The 8700-nt window shown below is 46.4% G+C and carries 6 protein-coding genes and 1 pseudogene; 1 reads left to right on the top strand and 6 read right to left on the bottom strand.

Features of this window, described 5'->3' with window-relative positions:
• Positions 1-182 precede the first annotated feature (182 nt).
• Positions 183-293, bottom strand: a pseudogene (locus FFR00_RS22060) (IS3 family transposase); the annotation flags it as partial.
• A complete protein-coding gene (locus FFR00_RS17830) occupies positions 286-822 on the bottom strand; it encodes a hypothetical protein (protein ID WP_137674765.1) in 537 nt (178 codons plus the stop codon). The pseudogene FFR00_RS22060 and the gene FFR00_RS17830, both read right to left, overlap by 8 nt.
• Before the next feature lie 136 nt (positions 823-958).
• Here FFR00_RS17830 and FFR00_RS17825 point away from each other — a divergent pair, with 136 nt between their 5' ends.
• Positions 959-1441, top strand: a complete 483-nt coding sequence (locus FFR00_RS17825) for a TetR/AcrR family transcriptional regulator (RefSeq protein WP_137674764.1) — start codon at positions 959-961, stop codon at positions 1439-1441.
• Between the two features lie 279 nt (positions 1442-1720).
• On the opposite strand, the gene atzF is transcribed toward FFR00_RS17825, so the two are convergent.
• From atzF to FFR00_RS17805, 4 genes are read right to left on the bottom strand one after another with little or no spacing between them, the layout of a single operon-like run.
• Complete coding sequence (gene atzF / locus FFR00_RS17820; RefSeq protein ID WP_137674763.1) at positions 1721-3538, bottom strand: allophanate hydrolase; 1818 nt, start codon at positions 3536-3538, stop codon at positions 1721-1723.
• Position 3539: 1 nt separating this feature from the next.
• Complete coding sequence (uca, locus tag FFR00_RS17815; RefSeq protein ID WP_235836255.1) at positions 3540-7232, bottom strand: urea carboxylase; 3693 nt, start codon at positions 7230-7232, stop codon at positions 3540-3542.
• A 39-nt stretch (positions 7233-7271) separates the two neighbouring features.
• Complete coding sequence (locus FFR00_RS17810) at positions 7272-7919, bottom strand: urea amidolyase associated protein UAAP2 (RefSeq protein WP_235836254.1); 648 nt, start codon at positions 7917-7919, stop codon at positions 7272-7274.
• Positions 7920-7950: 31 nt separating this feature from the next.
• Positions 7951-8694, bottom strand: coding sequence for an urea amidolyase associated protein UAAP1 (locus FFR00_RS17805; protein WP_137674762.1), 744 nt, complete (start codon positions 8692-8694; stop codon positions 7951-7953).
• Positions 8695-8700: the final 6 nt, after the last annotated feature.

Here is an 8700-nt window from a genome sequence, read left to right as displayed (position 1 = left end):
GCATGAGAACCGACGAACTTACTTGCTTCAAGCTCATGCATTAACTCGCCCTTTAGGCAAAGAGCAATGGTTCACACGAGCTAGGGGTTTAGGCGCTCAACTTGACATGGGGAGTCATACCAACGCCTCAAACACCGGCGCAGCTTCGTTGCGTGATCTACCCCCGATAAAGTAGACACGGGTTAGGCTTCCTTTGCTCTGCCTTCGTATTCTACTGGACTTAAGTATTTTAAACTTGAGTGCAGTATAAATCGATTATAAAAATGTTGTACATATCCTGCTACTTTATCTCTCCCTTCTAACAGAGAAACCCATTACAAGCTTCAATAAAAAGATCGATGGCAACCATGCCAATATTTGGGGAGCTGGGAAAACCACATAGAAAACAACTAGGCCAATTAAAATTATGGATGCAGCATTAATCTCTTGTTGTTTCAACGTCTCCGTATAATTCACGAATAACCCGGCAACAATTGTGAATGCTAAAAGACCGAAGCAATACCATGCATGCCCTACAGCTAAAACCAATAAACCAATATGAATGAAATGCTCAAAATAGAACATCACTCTTTTCTTCGGTTTATTTTTATACCATTCCTGACTGGATTTGGTGAAATTGCCAATGGCTCCTGCAATGATGTCGAATGCCATAAGCATAAATAGAATCGATTTCCAAAGAGCGATATCTGATAATTCTGCTGAATTGTAATAGCCGATTACCGCTAGCAATACCGCGGTTACGCTCAAGATTGTCAGCTTGTCTTTTTGTGTCGGTGTTTCTCCTAAAAATTCTCTTGAAAATGCTGCTAAGAAATTCGTCATATGGGGCTACCTTGTAGTGAATATTTGTTGATATTTATTTCGTCCAATCGGTCTATTTAAATATTCTAGACATCCAGAGGGAGATATGTCAATGTTTATAGTCCGGTTGGTCTAAATAGAAGAAAAGGTAGATTTCATGCCTAAAATTGTTAATCACGAAGCATATCGAGAGGACTTGGTCAGTCGGGCGGCAAGCTATTTCGCTGAACATGGCTATACAGCTTCAAGCATGAGGAAAATTGGAACCCATCTAGGCGTATCAAAAAGTGCGCTTTACCACTACTTTCCCAATAAGGAATCTTTATTTCTCGCTTGTACAGAGTTCATGATGACGAGAGCGGGATCTGATTTTTGTATTCTCGGTGATCATCCTGTTGAAACCAAAATCGAAAAACTCACTGAAATTATGAGACGCGATTTCGGATCTGAAATATCGATCATGGTTGATTACATGCGTGGTAAAAGCAAAGAGGAAATAGCAAACGACAAAGCCATGAAAGTTGCCCTTGAGGTTTATGAAAGTAGTGTATTGGCTATTGTGAGTAAAGAAGAAGCCCGAGACACGCTCGCGAAGATATTTGGAACATTATTTTTGGAATATATGCGAGGGGAAATCTAGACCTTCGGGAAGTCGCTGACTGCATCCTCGACAAAAAATATGCCAATGGGGAGGTTTTTTGATTTTCTCTCAGAGGCGTGATTGATTTGATACATAACATCTTATCACTCATTTATTGAGTTCAAGATTATCACTAAAGCCTACTCAATTCAGCAAGCTAGCCAACACATTGACAATAAACTCATGATGAAAGTATGCAAGCAGCCGGGGAAGAAGGAAAGAAAAAGCACTGAGTGATTACCCAGTGCTTTGGTGTTGATTGAGCGTCTTAAAGGCTTATTACAGGCTAGCTAGGTAAGCGCGCCAGCCGCCAAACTCGCTGACATCTTTGGCTGTTGCTGCTGCATAACCTTCGCAGATAAAGCTGTTTACCCAGGTGCCGTCAGCAAGTTCTATTTTGCCCAAACCCAAGGGATGCGGAATGCCTTGCAGAAAGCTGCCTAAGTGTTGTTTTGGCAGTCGCCATACTTCTACTTCTATGGCTACACCGTTTTGCTCATCGCGGATCATTCCTGGTCTGGCTGGTGGTCCACCTGCTAAAGCATAAAGCTTATAAGCCGCTGCGCTATGAGTGGCTTTAACTAACTGCCCTGCTCGCTCGGTGAGTTGGCCGTTGAGCGGTAAGCCACTTAAGTGTGCACCACATACAGCCAGGTCCATCATCTCGTCTTCGCAAGGCGCTACAGCGTCTAGGGTCGGTAAAGGCTGCTTGCTCGCGCCCAGCTCAAAACCGTTGTCTTGCTGAATTAAGGCCGACATGCTGAGTAAACGTCTATCGGCATAAGCGCAACTAAACAAGGTAATGCCAAAGCTTTGTTGTTGGCCTTGCGGGTTGTGGTAGAAACCCGCCGGTACTGATACCGCACTGTAATCCAATAAATTCATAAAGTTAGTGTAGTACCCCATGTTAGAGTTAAGTTGAATGGGATCTTGGTTTACCGCTTCTATGGTATAGCTACTGCCAGCCGTTGGCGTAACAATGGCGTCAAATTGCTCCACTACTTGATCACATGTCACTTTATAGGCTTGTAGCTGGTAAAAGGCTTTAAAAGCGCCCACTGCATCGTGCTGCTTTGCGCCGCCAATAATGGTTTGTATAACGGGCAAACATTGGTTGGGATCTCTTTCGAAAAATGCCTCGATGGCAGCGTATCGTTCAGCAACCCATGGGCCTTCATAAAGTAACTTTGCAGCAGCCAAGAAGGGTTCAAAATCTATCTCCACCAGTTCAGCACCTAATCGGCGCAGTTGTGCTAGGCTTTCGCCAAATAGCTGTTCGGTAGATGCATTGCCAAAGAAGGCAAGGTTCTCAGCTTTAGCCACGGCGATCTTTAAACCAGTCAGTTCGCTTAAGGGCTGATAGTGGCTTGTATTACTGTCTTGGTTTGGCCTTGCGTAACAGTCCTTCGCATCATATTCGCCCGCTACGTCTAGCAGTAAATTTAGATCATCGGTGGTATGTGCAAACAAAGTAACGCAATCTAAACTCTTGCACGCAGGTACCACTCCGCTGCAGCTGAGTAAACCTTTGGTGGCTTTTAAGCCAAGAATATTATTAAGCGCTGCTGGCACCCTGCCCGACCCAGCGGTGTCGGTACCTAATGAAAAACACACTTGCCCTTTGGCTACGCTTACTGCGCTGCCAGAGCTAGAACCACCAGAGATATAGTTCTCGTCAAAGCTGTTTTTAACTGCTCCCCAAGGGCTGCGAGTACCGACTAAACCAGTAGCAAACTGGTCTAAGTTAGTTTTACCCAAAGGCACCGCGCCAGCTGCAATAAGTTGTTTCACCACAAAGGCGCTGTCACTGGGTTGGTAGCTGTATTCCTTACAGCCCGCGGTAGTTGGCAGCTCCACTAAATCGATATTGTCTTTAATGGCAAACGGCACGCCGTAAAGCGGCAGGTCGGCGATGTTTTGCTGCTCTAGCGCGTCTAGGTAATGATTAAGCTGTTGTTCACTAATCAGTGAGATCCAACAATTGTTAGTGTCGTTGTTTACTGCGGCTAACTGCTGCTGCAAAAACTGTTTGGCGCTAAACTGTTTGCTTAGGTAAGCTTCGCGCAACTGCAAAATAGTGTAGGTACTTGTTGTCATGTTATTCGGTCTCCATAACCATTAGGCGCTGCCCTGCGTGAACTTGGGAACCTTGAATTTGGTTCAACTGTTTTATGGTGCCGCTTTCTGGCGCGAGTACTTCCAGCTCCATTTTCATGGCTTCGAGTACTGCCACTACTTGCCCTGATTTAACCTCTTGCCCAGGCTCTACCATTACTTGCCATAGGTTTCCGGCTACGTGGCTCTCGATAGCGAGTTCCGAATCTTCTAATACGTCGTCGGTGCCGGTTTGTTCGTTAAGTTGTTCAGCCACAAAATTGGCTTGGCCTGTTTCTTCCCATCGCTGACGCTCTGCTTCAAAGGCGACTTGTTGGTTTAACTTAAAGGCTTGAATGCTTTCTTGCTGTTCATCTAGCAAGGCTTGATAACCCTTTAAGCTAAACGCTGTTTCTTCAATTTTTAGCGGGTAATCTCCACGTGGGAAATCTTTACGAATTTGCTTAAGCTCGTCGGCACCGACTGGGTAAAACTTAATTTGATCGAAAAAGCGCAGCAACCAAGGTTTGGTGAATTCTGTGGTAGTGCGATAGCGATTCCACATTTGTAGAGTACGGCCCACAAACTGATAACCACCCGGCCCTTCCATGCCATATACACACAAATATGCACCGCCAATACCTACCGCATTTTCTGGTGTCCAGGTGCGCGCGGGATTGTATTTAGTGGTGACCAAGCGGTGGCGTGGATCAATTGGCGTAGCGACGGGTGCGCCAAGGTATACATCGCCCAACCCCATGACTAAGTAATTGGCGTTAAATACAATGTCTTTTACTTGTTCAACAGTATCTAAGCCGTTAATGCGACGAATAAACTCGATGTTATCGGGGCACCACGGCGCGTCTTTTCTGACTACATCGTTGTACTTTTGAATAGCCAATCGGGTGGCTTCGTCGTCCCACGACAAGGGTAAATGAACAACCCGAGCAGGCACACTGAGCTGATTAATATCACCAAGGCTTGCTTCTGCTTGTTCAAGAATTTCGAGCAGCTTGCTTAGGGGGATCTCAAGGTTGTTGTAATGCACCTGCAACGAGCGAATGCCCGGGGTTAATTCTTGAATGCCGCTTATCGCCAGTTCTTGTAACTTAAGCATTAAAGCATGCACCCGAAAACGCAGTGCAATATCTAAGCGTTGCGGGCCATATTCAATCAGTAAATAATCTTCACCCGCTGGGCGGTAAACCACTTTTTCGCCATATAACTCAGCGGCCAAGGTTTTAACAATCGGAGTAGTAATAGGCGAAGCATCAATGGCAGTATTGTAAGCTTTGCCTAGGCTAATGCATTCTAGCTGCTGACGCTCTGCTTGTTCGGCTTGTGGAATAGTGACCGGAATAAAGCTTATTTCGTCACCCGCTTTAAGTTGACCCATTTTCCACAAGTCAGCTTTAATGATGGTAGCCGGACAAACAAAGCCACCTAGGCTTGGGCCATCGGGCCCCAAAATAACCGGCATATCGCCAGTAAAATCAATGCTGCCAACGGCATAAGCATTGTCGTGAATGTTAGACGAATGCAAGCCAGCTTCTCCGCCGTCTGTGCGTGCCCATTCAGGTTTTGGCCCAATTAAACGTACGCCTGTGCGACTCGAGTTAAAGTGCACTTTCCACTTGGCAGCAAAAAACTGCGTAATATCGTCATCGGTAAAAAAATCAGGCGCACCATGTGGGCCGTAAATAACGTGAATAGTCCAATGTTTCTGAATACTGGGCGCTTGCTCTAACGCTCGACCCACTATAAATTCGTTTAGGTGCTTAACATCGTTAATCACAGGCAGTTGTAAAACGTCTCCGCTGCGTAACGCCCGACCCGCATGCCCGCCAAACTGACCTAGAGTGAAGGTAGATTTACTGCCTAAGTATTCAGGACATTGGAAGCCGCCACTAATCGCGAGGTAAGCTCGAGCACCAGCATCGCTCACTTTGCCTAATGCCAAGCTTTGGCCGGCGCTTACTTTAAATACTTGCCACATCGCGCGGCTTTGGCCATCTAAACTAATCTCTATATCGGCGCCACCTATTGCTACCAAGCTGTCTTGATTAAACTTAAGTGTTGGCCCTTGCAGGGTAATCTCTAAACCAGCGGCATCACTTGGATTACCTAATAGCTGATTAAGAAGCTGAAAGCTTTGCGCATCCATTGGGCCTGATGGCGGTACGCCAATATCCCAGTAACCCGTGCGAGCGGGATAATCTTGAATAGTGGTTTGCGTACCTGCGCTTAATACATCAATAGTATTTGGCTTGTAGGCAAAGCTGTTTAAGCTAGAGGTAAGCAAAGTACCTTGTTGAAGTGCGGGCAGTTTAAGCAACTGCTGCAAGTACGCTAAGTTGTGCTCAATGCCATACACTTGGCAGCTAGCAAGCGAGCGAGCTAAGCCGGCGATGGCTGTGTCTCTATCTGCTCCATGAAACTGCACTTTAGCTAACATGGGGTCAAAAAATGCTGAGACTTCTACGCCACTTTCTATCCAGTGATCAATCCGCAGTTGCTCATCGCTGGCTAAACCTAGTTCTTCTGCCTTTGGCCAACTAACATGGCTTAATAAACCCGCGTTAGGCTGGAAATCTTTATTTGGATCTTCGGCATACAAACGCACTTGAATCGCGTGACCTGTGGGTTGTAAGCCCTCGGCTTTGTCACTTAGCGGATAGTTTTTATTACACGACTGAGCAAAACCCAGCTCAATCATCCACTTGACTAAATCTACGCCAAATACCATCTCGGTAACGCCATGCTCTACCTGCAGGCGGGTATTCACTTCTAAAAAGTAAAAGGCTTGGCTTTGCTGGTCAAATACAAACTCTACGGTACCTGCACTGCGGTAATTAACACTTTGGGTGAGTTGTTTAGCAGTTTGCTGTAGCTGTTCTCGAGTGGCCTGGCTTAAGTTGGGTGCTGGGGTTTCTTCAATTACTTTTTGGTTGCGGCGCTGCGCTGAACAATCTCGTTCGCCCAGGGTGAGTACTTCACCTTCGCCGTTACCAAACACTTGCACTTCTATGTGGCGTGCTTGAGTAATAAATTTTTCTAAGAACAAACCTGCATTACTAAAGTTGTTCTCGCTAAGGCGTTTAACACTGTCGAATGCTTGGCTTAGTTGCTCTGCACTGTCGCAGCGCTGCATACCAATACCACCACCACCGGCAGTACTTTTTAGCATAACCGGGTAACCCAGCTCCTCGGCACAGCTAAGTGCTTGTTCGCAATCATCTAACAAGCCGCTGCCTGGTAATAAAGGCACCTTGGCTTGCTCGGCTAATTCACGCGCTCGATGTTTTAGGCCAAAGGCATTCATTTGTTCTGCCGTGGGGCCTAGAAATACCAAACCTTGTTCTTCACAACGTTGGGCAAATTCTTGGTTTTCACTTAAAAAGCCGTAACCTGGGTGAATCGCCTGAGCGCCACTTTGCTTGGCGACGGCAAAAATTTTGTCGATATTAAGATAGGTTTGGCTGGCTGAGCCCGCGCCTAGGCAATGGGCCTCAGACGCTTGGCTAATATGTAAACTGTCGGCGTCGGCTTCGCTGTAGAGTGCAACGCTGGCAATATTCATTGAGTTGAGGGTTCGAATGATCCGACAAGCTATCGCGCCGCGGTTGGCTATCAATACTTTTTCGAACATAGTGTCACCTGAGAACTGCGGGTCGTCCCGGCTTATTAGTAAAGGCATGTTTAGGGTCGTCCCTAGCCTTAATGTGGAGCGTGTTGCTTATGCAGCATCCCATATCAGCATTTCTACTGGTGTTGGGTTATAGGCGTTACAAGGGTTGTTAAGTTGTGGGCAGTTAGACAGTAAAACTATCACATCCATCTCGGCGCGCATTTCAACGTACTTACCTGCGCCACTGATCCCATCGGCAAAGCTCAAACCGCCTTCGGCAGTCACGGGCACATTCATAAAGAAGTTAATGTTGTGGGTAATATCGCGCTTGGTTAAGCCATATTGATCGTTTTCGGCCACGGCCAATAACCAGCTGTCTCTGCAGGCGTGCATGCACTTTTTCTCTAGGGCGTAACGCACGGTATTACTTTCGGTGGCACAAGCCCCACCTAGGGTGTCGTGTCGGCCACAGGTGTCTGCAGTAATGGTGAGCATCTCGCGGCCTAGGTTTGACACTAAGGTCGTACCCGCCGTTAAATACACATTGCCTTGTTCACGAATAGTGTCCATAGCGCTGTAACGTTCGCTAGGATCGTTAGCGTTATAAAATAGGGTATCGGCAGCTTGGTTGCCTTCTAAGTCTAAGATACGCAGGGTTTGACCGGCTTTTAGCACTTTCATGTAATAGTCACCGGCTGGAACTACATCGCGTAGCGTGGCGTCATCGGCTACTAATTGGCTTGTTTTAATCATCATTTTTTCCTTTTAGTCCCAATACTTAAGCAACTCAACAACTGGCTTGCGTTGTTTCGCAACGATAACGTTCAGTGTTTTCAAAACCTCGACCATTCTCTGGTCTAAAGTTACGGCAATAATCATCTTGGCTAACGCTCTCCGCCTGACACATTTCTACGCTTACTGGATGGTTGGGATAGTCACTAGCAGGGTTCATTGGATGTGGGCAAGTAGACATGAGCACTAATGTGTCCATTTCGAAACGCAGCTCAATAATATCGCCAGCCTTACTCGCTTGTTCATCAAACTGCAGGTTGCCTTCGGCGTCTGTTGCAACTTTGCTAAATAAGTTTAAGTTGGCCGCCATGTCACGCTTGCCTAAGCCGTATTTGGCGAGCTCGACCAACATGCTGTCGTAACCATTTTGTAGCCACTGGTTCCCCTGGGTTTGATAACTACGTTCTCCCCACTTGGCGGCGACTTTTTGCTTGTTGGCTAAACCACCTACGCTGTCTATCCAGCCGCTATCGTCTCGAACGATTGAGCAAAATATTCTGCCCATGTCGGAATATAAACAGTTGCCTTTAGTCAGTTTGAAGGTGTGCTGACACTTAAGCGTATCCGGCGCGTTGTAGCGCTCTAGCAAGTCTTTTGGATTGTGAAACAACAGGCTAACATTGGCTTTACCGTTGGTATTAATAAAACGTAGGATTTTACCCGCAGGCACAGTAACCGACCAATGAGCCGCTCCTGCGATGGTTTCTTGGTAAATAATGTCTTGGGTTGATGAGGTCATAATTTG

It is taken from the genome of Agarivorans sp. Toyoura001 (assembly GCF_005405585.1).
Lineage (GTDB): Bacteria > Pseudomonadota > Gammaproteobacteria > Enterobacterales > Celerinatantimonadaceae > Agarivorans.
This window is presented reverse-complemented; position numbering and strand designations above follow the sequence as displayed.